At 71.7% G+C, this 19,522-nt stretch carries 15 protein-coding genes; 8 read left to right on the forward strand and 7 right to left on the reverse strand.

The genetic code is table 11. The annotated features are described in order from the left end of the window. Positions 1-117 precede the first annotated feature (117 nt). Positions 118-744: a TetR/AcrR family transcriptional regulator gene (locus ADK52_RS10370; protein WP_053689507.1), complete on the reverse strand. Its 627-nt coding sequence runs from the start codon at positions 742-744 to the stop codon at positions 118-120. Between the two features lie 242 nt (positions 745-986). Between ADK52_RS10370 and ADK52_RS10375 the strand changes: the two genes are divergently transcribed. From ADK52_RS10375 to ADK52_RS10390, 4 genes are all read left to right on the forward strand, one after another. Then, positions 987-1,994 (forward strand): tetratricopeptide repeat protein, encoded by a 1,008-nt coding sequence (locus tag ADK52_RS10375; protein WP_078988214.1) that lies wholly within the window; start codon positions 987-989, stop codon positions 1,992-1,994. A gap of 563 nt (positions 1,995-2,557) precedes the next feature. Then, the gene (locus ADK52_RS10380; protein WP_053689455.1) at positions 2,558-3,208 is read left to right on the forward strand and encodes a DUF6230 family protein; all 651 of its coding nucleotides are present in this window, start codon (positions 2,558-2,560) and stop codon (positions 3,206-3,208) included. 107 nt (positions 3,209-3,315) lie between these two features. After that, on the forward strand, positions 3,316-3,867 hold the full coding sequence (locus tag ADK52_RS10385) for a DUF6114 domain-containing protein (RefSeq protein WP_053689456.1): 552 nt from the start codon (positions 3,316-3,318) through the stop codon (positions 3,865-3,867). After that, positions 3,857-5,140: a hypothetical protein gene (locus ADK52_RS10390; protein ID WP_053689457.1), complete on the forward strand. Its 1,284-nt coding sequence runs from the start codon at positions 3,857-3,859 to the stop codon at positions 5,138-5,140. The genes ADK52_RS10385 and ADK52_RS10390 overlap by 11 nt, the downstream gene beginning before the upstream one ends. A gap of 109 nt (positions 5,141-5,249) precedes the next feature. Here ADK52_RS10390 and pyk read toward each other — a convergent pair whose 3' ends face one another. From pyk to pta, 3 genes are all read right to left on the reverse strand, one after another. Next, entirely contained in the window at positions 5,250-6,680 is a 1,431-nt protein-coding gene (gene pyk, locus ADK52_RS10395) for a pyruvate kinase (protein WP_053689458.1), read from the reverse strand. A 61-nt stretch (positions 6,681-6,741) separates the two neighbouring features. After that, positions 6,742-7,959, reverse strand: a complete 1,218-nt coding sequence (locus tag ADK52_RS10400; protein ID WP_053689459.1) for an acetate kinase — start codon at positions 7,957-7,959, stop codon at positions 6,742-6,744. 55 nt (positions 7,960-8,014) lie between these two features. Then, positions 8,015-10,108, reverse strand: coding sequence for a phosphate acetyltransferase (gene pta, locus ADK52_RS10405; protein WP_053689460.1), 2,094 nt, complete (start codon positions 10,106-10,108; stop codon positions 8,015-8,017). 302 nt (positions 10,109-10,410) lie between these two features. Between pta and ADK52_RS10410 the strand changes: the two genes are divergently transcribed. Next, entirely contained in the window at positions 10,411-11,436 is a 1,026-nt protein-coding gene (locus ADK52_RS10410) for an ATP-dependent 6-phosphofructokinase (RefSeq protein WP_053689461.1), read from the forward strand. Positions 11,437-11,818: 382 nt separating this feature from the next. After that, complete coding sequence (locus ADK52_RS42250) at positions 11,819-13,795, forward strand: hypothetical protein (protein ID WP_159045901.1); 1,977 nt, start codon at positions 11,819-11,821, stop codon at positions 13,793-13,795. 89 nt (positions 13,796-13,884) lie between these two features. On the opposite strand, the gene ADK52_RS10420 is transcribed toward ADK52_RS42250, so the two are convergent. Next, positions 13,885-14,577 (reverse strand): helix-turn-helix domain-containing protein, encoded by a 693-nt coding sequence (locus ADK52_RS10420; protein WP_078988216.1) that lies wholly within the window; start codon positions 14,575-14,577, stop codon positions 13,885-13,887. Between the two features lie 337 nt (positions 14,578-14,914). On the opposite strand from ADK52_RS10420, the gene ADK52_RS10425 reads away from it, so the two are divergent. Together ADK52_RS10425 and trxA are read left to right on the forward strand one after the other, a co-directional pair. Next, entirely contained in the window at positions 14,915-15,310 is a 396-nt protein-coding gene (locus tag ADK52_RS10425; RefSeq protein WP_053689464.1) for a MerR family transcriptional regulator, read from the forward strand. A gap of 15 nt (positions 15,311-15,325) precedes the next feature. Further along, positions 15,326-15,718: a thioredoxin gene (gene trxA / locus ADK52_RS10430; protein ID WP_053689508.1), complete on the forward strand. Its 393-nt coding sequence runs from the start codon at positions 15,326-15,328 to the stop codon at positions 15,716-15,718. Here trxA and glgB read toward each other — a convergent pair. After that, positions 15,708-17,996, reverse strand: coding sequence for a 1,4-alpha-glucan branching enzyme (glgB, locus tag ADK52_RS10435; RefSeq protein WP_234343633.1), 2,289 nt, complete (start codon positions 17,994-17,996; stop codon positions 15,708-15,710). The genes trxA and glgB overlap by 11 nt on opposite strands. After that, a complete protein-coding gene (locus ADK52_RS10440) occupies positions 17,993-19,444 on the reverse strand; it encodes a maltokinase N-terminal cap-like domain-containing protein (protein WP_063783810.1) in 1,452 nt (483 codons plus the stop codon). The genes glgB and ADK52_RS10440 overlap by 4 nt, the downstream gene beginning before the upstream one ends. Positions 19,445-19,522 lie beyond the last annotated feature (78 nt).

A 19,522-nucleotide genomic window follows, 5' to 3' on the forward strand; every position in this document is an offset into this window, starting at 1 on the left:
CCGCAGACGCGCAAGGCCGGTCGTGGGCGCCCCTTTCGGGGCCGCCGCGGCCGGCCTTCGCCGTGTCCGGGCACGAGGGGGCGCCGGGGGCGTGAGGGGCGCCGGGCGTGACGCGTGTCAGGCGTGGGCCGGGCCCCGGAGGCCGTGCATCAGGAGGGCGGTGAACGTGGACACCCAGAGTTCGTCCACCGGCTCCGAGCTGACCAGCGCCCGGTGCACCACCGTGCCGGCGATCACGTCGAAGATCAGGTCCGTGGTGCGGCAGGCGAGCTCCTCGTCCTCCTCGTACGGGAGTTCGCCGCGGGCCTGCGCCCGTTCGCGACCCAGTACGACGAGACGTTTCTGCCGGTCCACGATCGCCGACCGGATCCGGTCGCGCAGGGCCTCGTCCCGGGTGGACTCGGCGACGACCGCCATCAGGGCCGTACGGGCCTCCGGCCGCCGCAGCAGCGCCGCGAACTGGAGGACCACGTTCTCTACATCGGCTTCGAGGGAGCCCCGGTCGGGGAGTTCGAGGGAGTCGAAGAGCTCCGCGACGGCGTCCACGACCAGCTCGTTCTTGCCGGCCCAGCGGCGGTAGAGGGTGGTTTTGGCGACCCCGGCCCGGGTCGAGACGTCGCCCATCGTCAGCTTCGACCAGCCCAGCTCGACCAGCGCGTCCCGCGTCGCGGCGAGGATCGCGGCGTCCGCGGCAGCGCTGCGGGGGCGGCCGGTGCGTCCGGTCGGGGAGCTGGGGTTGCGCATGGCCGAGACCATACCCGCCGGTAGCCAAAGCGGCGGGTCCCGAAATGCTGTGCTTCAGATCACGGGGCGCGAAGGGGCGCGGGGAGTTACGCTACGGCTCGTAGCGTAAGAGCGACGACCACGCGAAGAGCTACCGGCGCCAGGTGGGGACCCGGCGCCAACACCGCACCACCGAGGGTACTCAAGAAGGCATTTCGGCCGATCTTTTTCGTCGGCGCGCGCACACGGGGGAGGATGTACGCATGCAGCCCAGAAACATGTCCATGAGCGGCGTCGTCGACCTCGCCGCTGTGAAGGCGGCCGGCGAGGCCAAGGCGAAGGCCGAGCAGGCCCGTGCCGAAGCGGCCCGGCAGGCCGCCCAGGGCGGCGCGCCCGCCTCCGCGGGTGCCCTGCCGCCGTCCGCGCTCGTGATCGACGTCGACGAAGCCGGCTTCGAACGCGACGTCCTCCAGCTCTCCGCCGAGGTCCCGGTCGTCCTGGACTTCTGGGCCGAGTGGTGCGAGCCGTGCAAGCAGCTCAGCCCGCTGCTGGAGCGCCTGACCATCGAGGCGAACGGCCGCCTCCTGCTGGCCAAGGTCGACGTCGACTCCAACCAGATGCTGATGCAGCAGTTCGGCATCCAGGGCATCCCGGCCGTGTTCGCCGTGGTCGCGGGCCAGGTGCTGCCGCTGTTCCAGGGCGTGGCGCCCGAGCAGGAGATCCGCGCGACCCTCGCGCAGCTGGTCCAGGTCGCCGAGGAGCGGTTCGGGATCATCGGCATCGAAGTGGACCCGAACGCGGAGGGCGGCTCCGCGGGCACCCCGGCCGCCGGTGAGGACCAGATCCCGGCGGGCCCCTACGACGCGCTGCTGGAAGCGGCCGTCGTCGCGCTCGACGCCGGTGACCTGGGCGGCGCGGTGCAGGCGTACAAGAACGTACTGGCGGACGACCCGGCGAACACCGAGGCCAAGCTGGGCCTGGCCCAGGCCGAGCTGCTCTCCCGGGTCAAGGACATGAACCCGCAGGCGGTGCGCGCGGCGGCGGCCGAGGACCCGAAGGACCCGGCGGCCCAGATCGCCGCGGCGGACCTGGACCTGGTCGGCGGTCACGTGGAGGACGCCTTCGGGCGCCTGGTGGACACGGTCCGGGTGACGGCCGGCGCGGACCGGGACGCGGTACGGGTCCGGCTGCTGGAGCTGTTCGAGGTCATCGGGGCGGACGACCCCCGGGTGGCGGCGGCCCGTACGGCGCTCGCGCGGGTGCTGTTCTAGCCGCCGACGATTTATTGACAGATAGAGAAACAGCGGCTGCGCTTTGCCAAAACTTGGTAATCGCAGCTGCTGTTACTCGCAGTAAGTGGAACCCCGTGAACTGTCCGGTGTATCCGCAAATCCGCCACTCTGTCGTGGCCTTTGGTGACACCCAGCGTCGTCACCCGATGGCACCGGGTCGATCCCCGGTTATCTTGCCGTTACCCGCCAGTAACGAACCCCCTTGTGTCCCGGCCTGGAATGGACCACGATCGGCGACGCTCGGTCCTTCCCGCAGCCCCGCTCATCCGGAGCCGCGGCGGAGGGTCCCCACCGGGCCGGCCGGTGCCAGGGGCGCCGGCTGCTGGACAGGGGGGTCTTCGCCGCACCGGCGGAGCCTGTCCTCCTGGTTGCGCGAACGCGTGACCCAGTGGTTGTCGCTCGGGGGTGGACGCCGGTGTATCGGACGCGGCTCTGCCGCGGCTCGGCCGCCTGCGCTCCTTCCCGAGGACGTAGCACTTCTCCCATCCCAGGACGGGTACGGCCCGGACCGGAGATGTACGTCCGAGAAGGAGGAACGAATAATGAGTTCTCAGGTTCGTGGCGGGACCAGATGGAAGCGCTTCGCGCTCGTCATGGTGCCGAGCATCGCGGCCACCGCCGCGGTCGGTGTGGGTCTGGCGCAGGGTGCCCTCGCGGCGTCCTTCAGCGTCTCCGGCCAGGACTTCAAGGTCTCGGCCGACAAGCTCGACGGTGACGACCTGCTCCAGTACGGCAGCGTCGCCAAGGGCAAGGGCCTCGACGGCAAGGACGCGGCGCACCCGGTCACCATCTCCGGGTTCCGCCACGCCGAGATCACCAACATGTGCCAGTCGCTGGTGACCCCGATTCCCGGCCTCGGCAACATCACGATGCAGCTGCGCACGGGCAACAAGGGCAAGCCGGCGGTCGCGGACAACATCTACCTGGATGTTGCCGAGCTCGACACCGACGCCACGTTCACCGACCTGGACATCGGTGTCGCGGTCGGCTCCGCGGCCGACGACAAGCACCCCACCGCGCCGCAGGCCGGCACGGTGGCGAACGGCGCCCTGTTCTCGCAGCGCGCCAAGAAGGCCGTGCTGACGAACGTGCGTCAGAAGGCCTGGGCGACGACGGCGGGCACCTTCACGCTGCCCGACCTCAAGCTGCGCCTGCTCGGCGGCGACCAGCCGTGCTACCAGGACGAGAAGTAGTCCGTCCCGGGGCGTGACCGGTAGAGGCGGGTGGCGGCCGTGGCCGCCGCCCGTCCCACCGGGCTCCCCCAGTTTTCCGTACCACCGTTTCCAGGGAGCTGTTGTCCATGAACCCCCAGGCCCCGGTTCGCGCCGCAGACGACGCTTGGCTCACCGCGGTGTACTACCGCTTCCGCGCCTGGAGTGGTGGCCGGCCCTTCTGGGCGGGCCTCTTCACTCTCATCGGCGGCATTCCCATCGCGTACTTCCCGTACGCGGACCTCCGGCTGGGCAACGTCACCATCGCCATGGCGACGACCGCGGGCGCGGGATCGCTGATCATCGGCGTCCTGCTGATCACCCTCGGCATTGCCCTCTGGTTCCAGCAGAGCATCCGGGTCTTCGCCGGAGTGGCGTCGATCCTGCTGGCCCTGGTCTCCCTGCCGGTGTCCAACCTGGGCGGCTTCTTCCTCGGCTTCCTGTTCGCGCTGGTCGGCGGAGCCCTCGCGCTGTCATGGGCGCCGGGCAAGCCGCAGGACGCGCAGGACGACGCGGCGGCGGCCAAGGCGGAGACGTACGGGGGCGGTCCCCTGGGAGTGCCCGGCCCCCGCGACACGGAAACGGCTTACGCGACCGAGACGACTGCCCACGCCGATGGCGGGAGGAACAGTGCGGGGTGACGAGACGCAGCGGGACGTGACCCCGAGCGCAGAGTCCCGTGAACGAAGGGGTCCGCGGCACGCCGCCCCCCGGAAGTCGCTGCTGAACAAGATCCAGATACCCGTCGGCAAGACGATGGCGCTGGCGGCCATGCCGACCGCGGTCTTCGTCGGGATGGGCATGGCGCCGAAGCTGGCGCTCGCCGACGAGGAGATCCCCTTCGCGCCCGGACCGTGTGTGACGCGGTCCGACGAACCCGCGGAGTCGGCCTCTCCGAGCCCGTCGACGTCGGCGTCGCCCTCGCCGAGTTCGTCGCCCTCCGCGAGCCCCTCGCCGGGCGCGTCGAAGGCCGCGAAGTCCCCGAAGGCGCCGCAGCCGTCCGCCAGCAAGTCGGCGGAGACCACCACCCAGTCGCAGCAGACGGCCCCCTCGGTCCCGGCCGCCGCGCCGTCCGCGTCCAAGACGCCGAACCCGCTGGACCCCCTGGGCATCGGCGACAAGGTCAAGGGCATCGTCGACGGCATCACCACCCCCGTCCTGGGCGCGCACCCGTCGGCCACCCCGACCCCGACGCCCACGCCGACCAAGCCCGCCACGACGACGCCTCCGGCGACGAAGCCCGCCCCGGCGCCGGACCCGGCCGCGGACGCGATCCGCGACGCCGCGAAGAAGGCCGGTGTCGACGTCAAGGAGCTGTCCGAGGACGTCAAGGACACCGAGAAGACGCCGAAGGACGAGACGGGCAAGGCGGCCGACGAGGACAAGTCCAAGACCGAGGAGACGAAGGACGCGGACGGGAAGCAGCCCTTCCCCTGCCCGACCTACGACGCCAAGGCGCTGGCCGACGCCGAACTGGAGCCGGGGATCCCGCTCCTGCCGGACGAGCCCTGGTACCTCGACAGCTCGCTGCTGACGCTCTACGGCCTGGATTACCACGGCATAGTCGAGGTGAAGACGGCGGGCGGCAAGACGAAGAAGGTCCTGAAGTTCACGGCGGACTCGCTGGACATCAAGGACCTCTACCAGACGGTCGGCAAGACCGGGAACGTCGCCCACCTGAAGTCCCGCCCGGGCTCCACCTCCAAGATCCGCGGCGGCACGGTGACGATGTACACCGAGAGCCTCAAGGGGAACCTCTTCGGCCTGATCCCGATCGAGTTCACCCCGAACAGCCCGCCGCCCCTGAACGTCCCGTTCGCGTTCTTCTCGAACGTCAAGGTCGTCCAGGCCGGCCAGTTCGGCGGCACCCTCACGGTCCCGGGCCTCCACAACTACGTCGGCCCGCCGGAGTAGTCCGTACGGCACCCCGCACCGCGCGCAACGCACCGAGGGCGGCACCCCGGTCCTGACAAGGATCCGGGGTGCCGCCCTCGGTCTCTGTGCGGCAGAGGTGCGGCGGGCGTCAGGCCTGGGGCTGGCCGCCCAGGTGGTGGACGCGGACCATGTTGGTCGTGCCCGGGACGCCGGGGGGCGAGCCGGCCGTGATGACCATCGTGTCGCCGGCGTTGTGGCGGCCCAGCTTCAGCAGTTCGCCGTCCACCAGGTCGACCATCGCGTCCGTGGTGTCCACGTGCGGGACGATGTACGACTCGACGCCCCAGCTCAGCGTGAGCTGGTTGCGGGTGTTGACGTCGGTGGTGAAGGCGAGGATGGGCTGCGTCACGCGGTAGCGCGACAGGCGGCGGGCCGTGTCCCCGGACTGGGTGAAGGCGATGAGCGCCTTGCCGTCGAGGAAGTCCGCGATCTCGCAGGCCGCGCGGGCGACGGAGCCGCCCTGGGTGCGGGGCTTCTTGCCCGGGACCAGCGGCTGGAGACCCTTGGAGAGGAGCTCCTCCTCGGCCGCCATGACGATCTTCGACATCGTCTTGACGGTCTCGATCGGGTAGGCGCCGACCGAGGACTCGGCCGACAGCATGACCGCGTCCGCGCCGTCGAGGATCGCGTTGGCGACGTCGGACGCCTCCGCGCGGGTCGGGCGGGAGTTGGTGATCATCGACTCCATCATCTGGGTCGCGACGATCACCGGCTTGGCGTTGCGGCGGCACATCTCGATGAGCCGCTTCTGGACCATCGGGACCTTTTCGAGCGGGTACTCGACGGCCAGGTCGCCACGGGCCACCATGACCGCGTCGAAGGCGTCCACCACGGCGGCCATGTTCTCGACGGCCTGCGGCTTCTCGACCTTGGCGATGACGGGGACCCGGCGGCCCTCCTCGTCCATGACCTTGTGGACGTCCTTGACGTCGTCGGCGTCGCGGACGAAGGACAGGGCGACCATGTCGCAGCCCATCCGCAGGGCGAAGCGGAGGTCGTCGACGTCCTTCTCCGACAGCGCGGGGACGTTCACGGCGGCACCGGGCAGGTTGATGCCCTTGTGGTCCGAGATGACACCGCCCTCGATGACGATGGTCTTGACCCGCGGGCCCTCGACCTCGGTCACCCGCAGCTCGACGTTGCCGTCGTTGATCAGGATCTGGTCGCCCTTGGCGACGTCGCCCGGCAGGCCCTTGTAGGTGGTCCCGCAGATGGACTTGTCGCCCGGGACGTCCTCGGTGGTGATGGTGAACTCGTCACCGCGCACCAGCTCGACGGGGCCCTCGGCGAAGGTCTCCAGACGGATCTTGGGGCCCTGGAGGTCGGCGAGGACGCCGACCGCGCGCCCGGTGTCCTCGGAGACCTTCCGGACGCGGTCGTACCGCTCCTGGTGTTCTGCCTGGGACCCGTGGCTGAAGTTGAATCGGGCCACGTTCATACCTGCCTCGATGAGCGCTTTCAGCTGCTCATACGAGTCGACGGCGGGGCCCAGCGTGCAGACGATTTTGGAACGGCGCATGACTGGATCCTATCGGTTTGTTTCGTAGCGGAATATTCCGTCTGGTGGAAAGTCCAAGTGACTACTGAGTAACCAGCGCGTACGCCTGGGTGGCGATCTCCAGTTCCTCATCCGTCGGGACCACGGCCACCGCCACCCGCGCGGAGGCCGGCGACACCAGCCGCGGCTCGGAAGAGCGCACGGCATTGGCCTCCGGGTCCAGCGCGAGCCCCAGCTCCGCGAGGCCTTCGACGGCAGCTTCCCGGACCTGGTGCGCGTTCTCGCCGACCCCCGCCGTGAACGCCACCGCGTCCACCCGGCCGAGCACCGCCGAGTAGGCGCCGATGTACTTCTTCAGGCGGTGGACGTACGCCGCGAAGGCGAGCCGCGCCGACTCGTCGCCCTCGCCCGCCCGCCGCAGCACCTCGCGCATGTCGTTGTCGCCGCACAGGCCCAGCAGACCGCTCTTCTTGTTCAGGAGCGAATCGATCTCATCCACCGAGAAGCCGCCCACCCGCGCCAGGTGGAAGACGACCGCCGGATCCAGGTCGCCCGAACGGGTTCCCATGACCAGGCCCTCCAGCGGGGTCAGGCCCATCGACGTCTCCACGCACACCCCGCCCCGGACCGCCGAGGCCGAGGCCCCGTTGCCCAGGTGCAGCACGATCACGTTCACGTCCTCCACCGGCCGGCCGAGCAGGGCGGCCGTCGCCCGCGAGACGTACGCGTGGGAGGTGCCGTGGAACCCATACCGCCGGATGGCGTACTTCTCCGCCGTCGCGGCGTCGATCGCGTACCGGGCCACGTGCTCCGGCATCGTCGAGTGGAAGGCCGTGTCGAAGACCGCCACCTGCGGGATGTCCGCGCGCAGCGAGCGCGCCACCTCGATGCCGGTCACGTTCGCCGGGTTGTGCAGCGGGGCGAGCGGGATCAGGCTCCGGATCTCCGCCAGCACCTCGTCGTCGATCACCGTCGGCTGGGTGAACCGGGTCCCGCCGTGCACCACCCGGTGCCCGACCGCCGCCAGTTCGGGGGAGTCCAGGCCCAGCCCGTCGGCGGCGAGCTCCGCCGCGACGGCCCGGAGCGCGGCCTCGTGGTCCGCGATCGCGCCGAGCCGCTCGCGCTTGCCGCCGCCCGCGCCGAGGCCGGTGAGCGGCTCGTGCACGAGGCGCGAGGTCTCCTCCCCGATCCGTTCCACCAGGCCGACGGCGAGGCGGGCGGAGTCCGCCATGTCGAGCAGCTGGTACTTCACCGACGAGGAGCCGGAGTTGAGGACGAGTACGCGCGATGCGGTGGTCACGATGGGCGTCTTTCCTTGTCTCGGGAGGGAGGGGGACCGGGGAGGGGCGGGCGGGTCAGGCGGTGGGTGCCGGCGCGGGCCGCGCGCCCTGCGCCTGGATCGCGGTGATCGCCACGGTGGTGACGATGTCCTGCACCAGCGCGCCGCGCGAGAGGTCGTTGACCGGCTTGCGCAGACCCTGGAGCACCGGTCCGACCGCGACGGCGCCCGCCGAGCGCTGCACGGCCTTGTACGTGTTGTTGCCCGTGTTGAGGTCGGGGAAGATCAGCACGCTCGCGCGGCCGGCCACCTCCGACCCGGGCAGCTTGGTCGCGGCGACCGAGGGCTCGACGGCGGCGTCGTACTGGATCGGTCCCTCGATCAGCAGATCGGGGCGCTGGTCGCGGACGATCTCGGTGGCCTTGCGGACCTTGTCCACGTCCGCGCCGCTGCCCGAGGTGCCGGTCGAGTACGAGAGCATCGCGATCCGCGGCTCGACCCCGAAGGCGGCCGCGGTCGCCGCCGACTGCACCGCGATGTCGGCGAGCTGCTCGGCGCCGGGGTCCGGGTTGACCGCGCAGTCCCCGTAGACGAGGACCCGGTCGGCCAGGCACATGAAGAAGACCGACGACACGATGGAAGCCTCGGGCTTCGTCTTGATGATCTCGAAGGCGGGCCGGATGGTCGCGGCGGTGGAGTGCACCGAGCCCGAGACCATGCCGTCCGCGAGGCCCTCCTGGACCATCAGGGTGCCGAAGTAGTTCACATCGGCGACCACGTCGAGGGCCAGCTCGACGGTCATGCCCTTGTGGGCGCGGACCTGCGCGTAGTACTGGGCGAAACGTTCCCGCAGCGGGGAGGTCGCCGGATCGATGAGCTGCGCGGCGGAGATGTCGATGCCCAGGTCGGCGGCCTTCTTCAGGATCGCCTGCTCCTCGCCCAGCAGGGTCAGGTCGCAGACCCCGCGGCGCAGCACCACGTCCGCGGCGCGCAGCACGCGCTCCTCGGTGCCCTCGGGGAGCACCACGCGGCGGCGCTCGGCACGGGCCCGCTCCAGCAGCTCGTGCTCGAACATCATCGGCGTGACGCGCTCGGAGCGGGCCACCGACAGCAGCCCGCGCAGCTCGGCGGTGTCCACGTGCCGCTCGAACAGGCCGAGCGCGGTCTCCAGCTTGCGCGGGGTCGCGGAGTTCAACCGGCTCTGCAGCGAGAACAGTTCGGCGGCCGTCGGGAAGCTGTTGCCGGCCACCGAGACCACCGGGGTGCCCGGCGCCAGCTTCGAGGCCAGGGTCAGGATGTCCGGGCCCGGACGCTCGTTCAGGGTCAGCAGCACGCCGGCGATCGGCGGGGTGCCCGAGGCGTGCGCGGCCAGCGCCCCGATGACCAGGTCGGCGCGGTCCCCGGGCGTGACGACCAGGCAGCCGGGTGTCAGGGCGTTCAGGAAGTTCGGCAGCATGGCTCCGCCGAAGACGAAGTCCACGGCGTCGCGGGCCAGCCCGGCGTCGTCGCCGAGGAGCACCTCGGCGCCGAGTGCCCGGGTGATCTGGGCGACGGTGGGGGCGGAGAGCGACTTGTCGTCCGGCAGCACGTAGCAGGGCACGGGCAGGCGGGCGGCCAGCCGCTCGGCTATGCCGTCGCGGTCCTCCGCGTTCACTCGGTTGACCATCATTGCGACGACGTGGCAGCCCAGGCTCTCGTACGCACGGAAGGCGCTCTGGGTCTCGGCGCGCACGGCCTCGGCGGGGTGCTTCGTGCCGCCGACGACGGGCACCACGACGGCCCCCAGTTCGTTGGCGAGGCGGGCGTTGAACGCCAGCTCGTCGGGGAGGTTCGTGTCGGCGTAGTCGGTGCCGAGGACGAGCATGACCTCGTAGTCGCGGGCCACCCGATGGTAGCCGTCCACCAGGCGGGACACGAGCTCGTCGATGCCCTTCTCGGCCAGGATGGCGGAGGCCTCGCGGTACTCCATGCCGTAGGCCGTCGCGGCGTCCTGGTCGATCCGGTAGCGGGCCTTCAGGAGGTCGAAGAGCCGGTCAGGTCCGTCGTGGAGCAACGGCCGGAAGACGCCGACCCGCGCCGTCTGGCGGGTCAGCAGCTCCATGATCCCCAGCTCGACGACCTGGCGGCCGTCCCCCCGCTCGATACCGGTCACGTACACGCTGCGCGTCACGCGTGGTCTCCGTCCCATCGTGTGGATGTCGTGGATGTAGTGGAAGTGGTGGTTTTTTCCCCGTTAGGGTGGGCCTGACCTCTTGACAATACCTCGGCGGACAGATAGGGCGCCCGCCGGGAAAGGCCTCTCCGCAGGGGCCGAAAGGCCTGGTGGGCGGAGCAGCGCAGAACGCGCCGCACCCCCCGCCCGTGGAACAATCGGACACGCTTCACCATGACGAACACGACGCCCTTCAGATGTACGGCTGTCCGCCCGCACGCGTACGGCCCGGTACGACCAGGAGCAGGAGACACAGCACGATGCGCATCGGAGTTCTCACCGCAGGCGGCGACTGCCCGGGGCTGAACGCTGTCATCCGTTCGGTCGTACACCGCGCCGTGGTCGGCCACGGCGACGAAGTCATCGGCTTCGAGGACGGTTTCAAGGGCCTCCTGGACGGCCACCACCGCCCCCTCGACATCAACGCCGTCAGCGGCATCCTGGCCCGCGGCGGCACGATTCTCGGTTCGGCCCGCATGGAGCGCGCGCGGCTGCACGAAGCCGCCGAGAACGCGCATGAATTGGCGGAGCGCTACGGCATCGACGCCCTCATCCCGATCGGCGGCGAGGGCACCCTGACCGCCGCCCGGATGCTGTCGGACGCCGGGATGCCGGTCGTCGGCGTGCCGAAGACCATCGACAACGACATCTCCTCCACCGACCGCACCTTCGGCTTCGACACCGCCGTCATGGTCGCCACGGAGGCCATCGACCGCCTCAAGACCACCGCCGAATCGCACCAGCGCGTGATGGTCGTCGAGGTCATGGGCCGGCACGCGGGCTGGATCGCCCTGGAGTCCGGCATGGCCGGCGGCGCGCACGGGATCTGCCTGCCGGAGCGCCCCTTCGAGGTGGACGCCCTGGTGAAGATGGTGGAGGAACGATTCTCCCGCGGGAAGAAGTTCGCCGTCATCTGCGTCGCCGAGGGCGCCCACCCGGCCGAGGGCTCCATGCCGTACGAGAAGGGCGCCATCGACCAGTACGGTCACGAGCGCTTCGCCGGCATCGGCAACCGCCTGGCCGTCGAGCTGGAGCACCGCCTCGGCAAGGAGGCCCGCCCGGTCATCCTCGGCCACGTCCAGCGCGGCGGCGTCCCCACCGCCTACGACCGCGTCCTCGCCACCCGCTTCGGCTGGCACGCGGTGGAGGCCGTCCACCGCGGCGACTACGGCAACATGACCGCCCTGCGCGGCACCGACATCGTGATGGCCCCGCTGGCCCACGCGGTCACCGAACTGAAGACGGTCCCGGACGACCGCATGTACGAGGCCGAATCGGTCTTCTGACCCACCCGTCCCCGGGCCCTCCGCCCACCCCACCCCGGGGCCCTCCGCCCCACCCGTCCCCGGGCTCTCCGCCCCACCCGGGCGGGACCTTCGGCCCGAATCTCCCGCCGAAAGCCCCCACCGCCCGCCGCGCCGGTCCGGCCGATCCCCGTGCCACGGCGCCATCCGGCCCCGGAGACCGTTCTCCGGGGCCTTCTCGTGAGCTCACGCCCGACCGTTATGATCCCGAATCGGGGGTTGGGTTGGGTGGCCGAGTCGTGCGGACGGATCGGGACGTGATCTTCGTGCCCCGTCATCCGTTCCGACTTTCCGATGGAAGGTGTCCGTCCCCGTGGCGACCCGCTCTGCCGTTTTGACAGACAAGCCTGCCGAAGACCGGCCGGTGCGACAGACCGACGGATCGGCCGGGGGCGCGAGGCGGTGGCCCGTACTCGGCGCTGCCGTGGCCCTCTCCTGGGCCCTGCCGCTCCTGCTCCACGCGCTCCGCCTGGACCTGGTGCTGATCCCCGTCCTGGTACTGGCGACGGCCTCCCTGATCCGGGTCGGCGGAGGACTCCTCGACCGCCTGGTGATCGCGGCCTTCCTGCTCTCCGGTGCGGTGATGGGCTTCGGCCTGCTCTTCTCCGTCTGGCCGTGGGGACTGGCCCCCGTCCCCGGAGCGGGCCTCCTGCTGACCGTCCTGTCCGTCTCGGGCTGGCTCGCCCGCCGAAGACCCCGCATCCCGCTGCGCCTGCGCGGCTCGGACGCGATCGTGCTCGGCACCGTGGCCGTGGTCTGGCGCTACTTCCACCACCCGCTGGCCGGCAAGTCGGCCGCCGACCGGCTGGCCTCGTTCGTCACCTCCGAGGACCGGCTCGGGCACTTCTCGTACTTCGACGGCATCCACCAGGTGGGCGGCTACGCCTTCCTCCACCAGGACGCCGCCAAGGCGTACATGATGACCCCGGCCGAGGCGGTCTACCCGCAGGGTTCCCACTTCCTGCTCGCCTGGACCGACGTCCTGGTGAAGTCCTCGACCGACGGCGGCTCCGCCCTCGACATGACGCACCGCTACCTCCTGTACGTCATCGCGGCCTACGCGCTGTTCTGTGGCGCACTCGTCTGGGCCGCCCGCTGGATCGGCGGCCCGCGCCTGCGCGGCTGGCGCGCGGCGGCGGTCTGCGCGACCGTCGCGGCGGTGATGATGTCCGGTTCGATGGCGCAACTCGTCGACCGCGGCTTCGACTCCGAGACCATCGGACTGCTGTTCCTGGCGATCGCCCTGGCGCTGCTCGTGCGGCCGGCGATGGGCCGCGCCGAGTTCGTGCTCGTCGCCGTGGCCGCCCTGGTCTCCGTGACCTTCGTCTACAACCTCTACGGCGTCCTCGTCGGCATCACCCTGGCCGCCGTCCTGATCGTCCACCGGCGGCGCTTCGCCCGGCACCGCCTCCTGGTCCTCGGCGCACTGGCGGCCGGCACCCTGATCGCGGGACTGCCCAGCGTCTTCTCGGTCCTGACCAAGCTCGACGTCGCCAAGACCTCGAACCTCGCCGGGCCGATGGTCATCCCCGACCGCCCGGTGTTCATCGGCTGCGGGCTGCTCGCCCTGGTGGTCGCCACCCTGCCGGTCAACCGCAGGACGGGCACCGGGCAGATGGTCTTGGCCCTCGTCCTGAGCGCGACCGCGGTGATCGGTGTCTTCGGGGCCTGGCAGAAGCACACCATCGGCTACTACTCGTACTACTTCGAGAAGCTGACCGCCGCCGGCCTCGTGGTCGCGCTGATCTCGCTGGGCCTGGCCGGCCTGGTCCTCCAGCCCGCCGTGCGCACCACGACGGCCGGCTCCCCGCTGCGCCGCCGGGCCGGGCTGCTGCTGCGCTCCGGTCTCGCGACCGCCGCCGCGCTCGCGCTGTTCGGCAACGTCCAGTGGGGAGTGCCGTCCGGGTGGGGCCACCCCTCCGCCTGGTACGACAGCTCGATGATGAAGTGGGCCAAGGGCGAGGCCAAGAGCAACGACATCGGCCCGCCGGCGACCGCCCTCACCCAGCGCGACCTGAAGGGCGTCACCTCGCCCGTGATCGCCCTCTACGGCAACGACGCGTACCTGAACCTGAGGTCGACGTTCCTCGCCCAGATCCTCACGCACCAGGCCGGCCGGATGGTCGGGCTCTACGACGTCTTCTACGTCAAGATCGGCGGGCCCGTCGCGGTCGACGAGAAGGAGTACCAGGCGTCGCTGGGCCGCCTGAAGGGCGCCATCGCCACCTGCCCCGAGCCGCCGACCGTCCTGGTGGGCGACCGGAAGACGGCCGACCGGATCAAGCGGGACCTCGCCGACGCGGGCAGCGCCGCGACCGTGGTGTACGCGCCGCTGAAGTGACGGCGCCCACGGGGCCCCGACGGCGCCCACAGGCCCCGACAGCGCCCCGACGGCGCCCACGGCCCCCGACGGCGGCTCGGGCCCGCCGGCTAGCGGGGGCCGGAGGCGTAGGACCAGAAGTGGGCCACGATGTCGGCCAGGAACTGGCGCCCCGCGTCTCCCGCGCCGGCATCGCCCGAGGCGCCGCCCCAGCTCAGGGTGGCCACCATCTTCGACTGGTAGTCCCCGTGCAGCCGCTCCAGGACCGGCTCCAGGTGCTGCTTCGGCACCGGCAGCAGCTTGGCCAGCGGCTTCACGTACGCCTGCCAGCGGGTGGTCACCGCGTTGCGCAGGAGCTCGGCGAGCTCGTCCTGCTTGCCCGTCGCCGCCACGAACTGGGCCAGCGACAGCCCGAGCACCTGCGCCAGGGCCACGGACTGCCGTTCGTTGCCCTTCCAGCGCCCGGTGTCCTCCATCTTCTGGTACGAGGCCGTCTCCATCCCGATCCGCCGGGCCAGCTCGTCCGCCGCCATGCCGCGGGCCATCCGGTGTTCCCGCAGGGTCACGGGCTCGGCGAGCAGTTCGCCGGGTGCGCACCACAGGACGCCGGCCAGCGCCGTGAGCTCGGCGGAACTCGGCGATATCTCACCGCGCTCCCACGCCATCACGGTCTCGGGCTCGACGATCAGTCCGTACTGGGCGCGCAGGCCATAGGCGACATGACCGGGAGCCATGCCCAGGGCTGCGCGGAGGCGACGCGCGGCGGGGGCATTGAAGGGAGGGCTGGAGTGCACAGGGCACACCGTAGGAGTGCCCAAGGGGTGGCGACTACAGACCGTTCAAACAAGCCCAGAACTCGTAGGAACGTCCTAGGGAGTTCAACGTCGGGGGCGAGCTTCCCGGCGACTGTCCGGTAATCGGACCGGTGCTAGATCCACTTCCCAGCGTACGGTTCCGGCCGACGGTGCGAAACCCCTGCGCAGGATGTTCACGGATCTTCCGCACCCCCTCCTGAACCGGCCCCGCACCCCCTGCGTGATCCATGTCGGGGCCCTCGCATACGGGGGTGGCGAGGGCCCCGCCCCTCACCCCGGATCCGCTCCTTGCCTTGACGTCGGCGTCAAGCCTTACGGTCGGGGCATGCGAATCGGCGAACTGGCGGAGCGGGCCGGGACCAGCACGCGGACCCTGCGGTACTACGAATCGCGCGGACTGCTGCCCGCGCGCCGCGCCGGCAACGGCTACCGCACGTACGACGAGGACGACCTGCGCCTGCTGCGCCAGATCCGCATGCTCCAGGACTTCGGCTTCGAGCTGGAGGAGACCCGCCCGTTCGTCGACTGCCTGCGCGCCGGTCATCCCGCCGGGGACTCCTGTCCCGCGTCCCTGGCCGTGTACCGGCGCAAGCTCGCCGAGCTCGACGGGCTGATCGGCCAGCTGGCCGACGTACGGGAGCAGGTCGCGCGGCAGCTCGCCGCCGCCGAGGACGCCGCCGGGGAGGCGGCGTCGCCGCGCTGTGAAATGACCGGACCGTAAGAGAGGGTGAACGAGATGATCCATGCCCAGGGTGTCGCCGAGGTGACCGACCAGGACTTCGAGGCGGAGGTGCTCGCCGAGCGGGGGCGTCCGGTCCTCGTGGAGTTCACCGCCGACTGGTGCGGGCCGTGCCGGCAGCTCGCGCCCGTGCTGTCCGCCGTCGCCGCCGAGGAGGCCGACCGCCTCAAGGTCGTGCAGATCGACGCGGACAGCAACCCCGCCACCGTCGTCCGGTACGGGGTGCTGTCCATGCCGACCCTGCTCGTCTTCCGCGACGGCGAGCCCGTCAAGCAGATGGTCGGCGCCCGTGCCAAGCGCAAGCTCCTTCAGGAGCTTGAGGAGGTCACCGGCGCCACCACCGCCACGGCCGCCACCGCCGTCACGGCCGCCACCGCCGTCACGGCCTGAGCCAGACCGTCGACAGTGGCGGGAGCGTCATGCGCAGGCTCGCCGGGCGGCCCTGCGCGGGCACGGGCTCGGGGCGCAGCGGCTGCGGATGGCGCACGCCGCTGCCGCCGTACTCCTCCAGGTCCGTGTTCAGGACCTCCCGCCACCACGGCACCTCCTCCGGCACGCCGATCCGGTAGCCGTGCCGCACCACCGGCGAGAAGTTCGAGACGCACAGCAGCTGCGAGCCGTCCTGGGCGTACCGCAGGAACGCGAAGACGTTGTCCTCCGCCGCGTCCGCCTCCACCCAGGCGAAGCCCTCCGGCACGGTGTCCCGCTCCCACAGCGCCGGCGCCGCCGAGTACGTGCGGTTCAGGTCGCGCACCAGATCGCGCACGCCGCGGTGGTCACCGGCCGCCGAGTACGAGGAGTCCAGCAGCCACCAGTCCGGCCCGTGCGACTCGGACCACTCCGCCCCCTGCGCGAACTCCTGCCCCATGAAGAGCAGTTGCTTGCCCGGGTGGGCCCACATGAAGCCCAGGTACGCACGGTGTATGGCCCGCTGCTGCCACCAGTCCCCGGGCATCTTCGACACGAGCGAGCCCTTGCCGTGCACCACCTCGTCGTGCGAGATCGGCAGCACGTAGTTCTCGCTGAAGGCGTAGATCATTCCGAAGGTCATGTCGTGGTGGTGGTATTTGCGGTGCACCGGATCCTTCGACGCGTACCGCAGCGTGTCGTGCATCCAGCCCATGTTCCACTTCAGCCCGAAGCCGAGCCCGCCCGCGTCCGTCGGCCGGGTCACGCCCTCCCAGGCGGTGGACTCCTCCGCGATGGTCACCACGCCCGGACAGCGCCGGTACACCGTCGCGTTCATCTCCTGGAGCAGCGCCACCGCGTCCCAGTTCTCCCGCCCGCCGTGCTCGTTCGGCGTCCACTCGCCCTCGCCGCGCGAGTAGTCCAGGTAGAGCATCGAGGCGACGGCGTCCACCCGCAGCCCGTCGACGTGGAACTCCTGGCACCAGTACACGGCGTTCGCGACGAGGAAGTTGCGGACCTCCTTGCGGCCGTAGTCGAACTCCAGCGTCCCCCAGTCCGGGTGCGCGGCCCGCCGCGGGTCGTGGTGCTCGTACAGCGGCCGCCCGTCGAACTCCGCGAGCGCCCACTCGTCGCGCGGGAAGTGCGCCGGGACCCAGTCGACGATCACCCCGATCCCGGCCCGGTGCAGTGAGTCCACCAGGAACCGGAAGTCGTCCGGACCCCCCATCCGCGAGGTCGGCGCGTAGTACCCGGTGACCTGGTAGCCCCACGAGCCCCCGAAGGGGTGCTCGGCGACGGGCATCAGCTCCACGTGCGTGAAGCCCAGCTCCTTGACGTACGGCGGGAGCTGCTCGGCCAGCTGCCGGTACGAGAGCCCCGGCCGCCAGGAGGCCAGGTGCACCTCGTACACCGAGAACGGGGCCTGGTGCGGCGGACGGCTCCCGCGCCGCGCCATCCACTCCGCGTCCTGCCACTCGTAGTGGGACGCGGTGACCACCGAGGCGGTGGCCGGCGGTACCTCCGCCGCGCGGGCCATCGGGTCGGCGCGCAGGGTGTGGCTGCCGTCGGGCCGCGTGATGTCGTACTTGTAGAGCGCGCCCTCGCCCACCCCCGGCAGGAACAGCTCCCACACGCCGCTCGCGCCCAGCGAGCGCATCGGGTACGCGACCGAGTCCCAGTACGAGAAGTCCCCGGTGATCCGCACCCCCTGGGCGTTCGGCGCCCAGACCGTGAACCGGGTGCCGGTCACGCCCTGGTGCTCCATCGGCCGGGCGCCGAGCGCCGTCCACAGCTCCTCGTGCCGGCCCTCCCCGATCAGGTGCAGGTCCAGCTCGCCGAGCGCGGGCAGGAACCGGTAGGGGTCGTGCACCTCGATCTCGTCGCCGTCGTACGCGACCAGCAGCCGGTAGTCCGGCACGCCGGTCAGCGGCAGCAGCCCCGAGAACAGCCCGTCGCCGTCGTCGTGGAGCTCGGTCCGCAGCCCCTTGGCGATGATCGTGACCGCCTTGGCGTACGGGCGCAGCACGCGGAAGACCACCCCGTCCCGCCGGGTCCGGGCGCCCAGTACCCCGTGCGGGTCGTGGTGGCGGCCCTCCAGCAGCCGGGCCCGTTCCCCGGCGTCGAGCGCGGGCGCCGGCCGTACCCCGTGTGAGGGAGCCCGCCGGGCGCGCGGTGCCTGGGCTCTGCGCGGCGCCGCCGCGGCCGGAGCCGGGGACGGGGGCGGCGGGGTGGTGGCAGGTGACTGACGGGCGGGGCTCACGTGAGCGGCCTCCTAGGCGGCTGCGGGCGGGGGTGGGGGGAGAGGGAGGGGAAGCCTTCGCCGGGGGCGGGACCGCCGCCCGGCTGCGCCCGGCCGAATCCCCGGTCCGCGCCGGCGGCCAGCCGCCGGATCGCGGCCATCGGCACGTGCAGCCAGTCGGGGCGGTGCCGGGACTCGTAGCGCGCCTCGTACACCGCCTTGTCGGTCTCGTACGCGCGCAGCAGGACGAGGTCCTCGCGCGGGTCGCGGCCGGTGGTGCGGGCGTAGCCCTCGCAGAAGGCGGCCCGGCAGGCGTCCGCCCACGCGGGGGCGAACGGGCGGTGGGAGCGGGCCGCGTAGTCGAACGAGCGCAGTATCCCGGCGATGTCGCGGACGGCGGGTTCGGGGCGGCGGCGGTCGGCCAGCGGCCGGGCCGGCTCGCCCTCGAAGTCGATCAGCGCCCAGCTGCCGTCGGCGGTGCGCAGGGTCTGGCCCAGGTGCAGGTCCCCGTGGATCCGCTGGGCGGGCACCCCGGCCCCGCGGGACACGGCCAGCGCGTCGAACGCCCCGCGCAGCCCCGTCTCGTACGGCCGCAGCGCGGGCACCTCGCGGGCGGTGGCCGCCAGCCGGGCCGTCATCCCCGAGGCGAGCCGGGCGGTCTGCTCCGGGCCCAGCGCGAGGGTGGGCAGCGCGGCGGCGAGCGCGCTGTGCACCTCGGCGGTGGCCCGGCCCAGCGCGTGCGCCTCGGTGGTGAAGTCGGCCCCGGCGCGCAGCCGGCCCAGCGCGAGCTGCCAGCCGTCGTGGGAGCCGCGCAGGTAGGGCTGGAGCACGCCCAGGGTCAACGGTTCTCCACCGGGCAGCGCGGCTTCGTACCAGGCGACCGGCGCGGGAACGCGCGCGCACCCGGCGGCCGCCAGCGCTCTCGGCAGCTCCAGGTCGGGATTGACCCCGGGGCCGACCCGGCGGAACACCTTCAGGATGTACGAATCCCCGTAGATCAGCGAGGAGTTGGTCTGCTCCCCGGACAGCGGCCGGGGGGTGAGGGCCGCCGGGATCAGCGCCATCGGGTCGCGGTCGAAGCGCAGCGGGCCGACGGTGCCGGGAGCACGCAACCGTTCCAGCAGCAGCGCCGCCAGCCGCGGGTCGCCCAGCCCCTCGTACACGCACTGGCCGGCGTACGGGCCCTGCTCGGCCCGTCCGATCAGCGCGGGCGCCAGGGCGGGTGGCAGTGCGGGGCGGACGCCGAGCAGCAGCTGGTAGCAGTCGCCGTCGACGTCGAGGAGCAGGTGGACGAGCCGGGGGGAGGAGCCCGGCGGCAGCAGGTCCGCCGCCGAGATCATCCGGAGCCGGCCGATGCGCCGCCCCTTGCCGGCGAACCAGCGTTGGAGCGGCAGCCAGTCCCGGAGCATCGGCTCCAGCGGACTGAGTCCGGTCGTGCTCGTCGTCCCGGCGGATGCAGCCTCCGACATGGCGTCGCGTCCTTTCCCCGGGCCGTCACAGAATGCGGAGAGTGTCCCGGATCGCGTCAGTTGCTTCTCCGGTGGTGT

This window comes from Streptomyces sp. WM6372, assembly GCF_001279655.1.
In the GTDB taxonomy this organism is placed as follows: Bacteria; Actinomycetota; Actinomycetes; order Streptomycetales; family Streptomycetaceae; genus Streptomyces.

Excerpts from the sequence above, each read along its gene's own strand:
- ADK52_RS10370 (WP_053689507.1), bottom strand. The coding sequence starts at position 744 with ATGCGCAACCCCAGCTCCCCGACCGGACGCACCGGCCGCCCCCGCAGC.
- ADK52_RS10425 (WP_053689464.1), top strand. The coding sequence starts at position 14,915 with ATGCGAATCGGCGAACTGGCGGAGCGGGCCGGGACCAGCACGCGGACC.
- ADK52_RS10375 (WP_078988214.1), top strand. The coding sequence starts at position 987 with ATGCAGCCCAGAAACATGTCCATGAGCGGCGTCGTCGACCTCGCCGCT.
- ADK52_RS10440 (WP_063783810.1), bottom strand. The coding sequence starts at position 19,444 with ATGTCGGAGGCTGCATCCGCCGGGACGACGAGCACGACCGGACTCAGT.
- trxA (WP_053689508.1), top strand. The coding sequence starts at position 15,326 with ATGATCCATGCCCAGGGTGTCGCCGAGGTGACCGACCAGGACTTCGAG.
- ADK52_RS10385 (WP_053689456.1), top strand. The coding sequence starts at position 3,316 with ATGAACCCCCAGGCCCCGGTTCGCGCCGCAGACGACGCTTGGCTCACC.
- ADK52_RS10410 (WP_053689461.1), top strand. The coding sequence starts at position 10,411 with ATGCGCATCGGAGTTCTCACCGCAGGCGGCGACTGCCCGGGGCTGAAC.
- pyk (WP_053689458.1), bottom strand. The coding sequence starts at position 6,680 with ATGCGCCGTTCCAAAATCGTCTGCACGCTGGGCCCCGCCGTCGACTCG.
- ADK52_RS10380 (WP_053689455.1), top strand. The coding sequence starts at position 2,558 with ATGAGTTCTCAGGTTCGTGGCGGGACCAGATGGAAGCGCTTCGCGCTC.